This window comes from Mesorhizobium sp. M4A.F.Ca.ET.020.02.1.1, assembly GCF_004022645.1.
Classification (GTDB): domain Bacteria; phylum Pseudomonadota; class Alphaproteobacteria; order Rhizobiales; family Rhizobiaceae; genus Mesorhizobium.
This window is the reverse complement of the sequence record NZ_RZOI01001095.1, coordinates 1-1364: the sequence shown is the minus strand read 5'-3', so window position 1 is coordinate 1364 and position 1364 is coordinate 1. Positions and strand designations below refer to the sequence as shown.

The 1364-nt window shown below is 64.9% G+C and carries 1 protein-coding gene; it reads right to left on the bottom strand.

The genetic code is table 11. The features are described 5' to 3' along the window. Window positions 1-1364 (bottom strand): PAS domain-containing sensor histidine kinase (locus EN742_RS35120; RefSeq protein WP_148670534.1); only part of this gene is annotated, 1364 nt, incomplete at both ends.

Here is a 1364-nt window from a genome sequence, read left to right as displayed (position 1 = left end):
CGGTATAGCCGCGCGATGTCAGTGCCCGCATGCCGCCCATGCGAACGGCGTCTTCGTCCTCGACGAGCAGCACAGTCGCCGAACCCGACAGGTCCTTGGCCGTCTCCGCCGGTTTCACTGGCGCCGCCGGCGCCTCGCCCGCTTCGCTCGCCGGCTTCACTTCCGCGATGAGGCGCGGCAGGAAGATGCGGAATACCGTGCCCTTGCCAACTTCCGAATCACAGAAGATGAACCCGCCCGTCTGCTTGATGATGCCATAGACCATCGACAGGCCGAGGCCGGTGCCCTTGCCGACTTCCTTGGTGGTGAAGAAGGGTTCGAATATCTTCTTCAGCACATCCGGCGCGATGCCGGTGCCGGTATCCTCGATCTCGACCACCACGTAGTCGGCCGGGGTAAGCTCGCGGTATGAGAAGCTCTTGCATTCCTCGGCTGTGACGTTGCGGGTGCGCACCGCAAGGTCGCCGCCCGCCGGCATCGCGTCGCGCGCGTTGACGGCAAGGTTCACCACCACCTGCTCGAACTGCCCGATATCGACCTTGACCGGCCAGAGATCGCGACCGTGGTCGATCTTCAGCTTGATGTCGTTGCCGACCAGACGGGCGAGCAGCATCCTGAGGTCGGCCAGAACATCGGTCAGGTTCAGCACTTCCGGGCGCAGGGTCTGCTTGCGCGAGAAGGCGAGAAGCTGCCTGACCAGCGAAGCCGCGCGGTTGGCATTCTGCTTGATGTTCATGATGTCGGGGAAGGACGGATCCGACGGGCGGTGGTTGGTCAAGAGCAGGTCCGACGCCATGATGATGGCGGTCAGCACATTGTTGAAGTCGTGTGCGATGCCGCCGGCGAGCTGGCCGACCGCCTGCATCTTCTGGCTCTGCGCCATCTGGCCTTCGAGCGCCTTCTGCTCGGTGGTGTCGACAGCATAGACGATGGCTGATTCCTCGGCACCTTCGCCGCCGGTGCCCTCGGCAACCGCGTTGACGTAGAAGCGGATGTGCCGATCCTCGTTGCCGGGCAACAAAGTGTCGATCGGCTCGATTTCGGCCTGCCGTTGCCTGGCCTTCTCGAAAGCCTCGGCGAAAGCCGGCCGGTCGCGCTCGTGGATGACCGTGTCGAGCCGGACGCGGCGGTCGACCGCGTCGCGATCGACGACCGAGGAAAACAGCGAGAGGAACGGCGCGTTGGTGCGCAGGATGCGCCCATTGGCGTCGACGCCGGCGATAGCCATCGGCGTCGAGTTGAAGAAGCGGGTGAAACGGACTTCCGAGGCGCGAAGATCGGCGGAGGCATCCTCGCCCTGGGTGCGGTTGAGCACAATTGTGCGGGTCGGACCGCCGACGCCCTCGCGGCTCGCCGAGACGCGG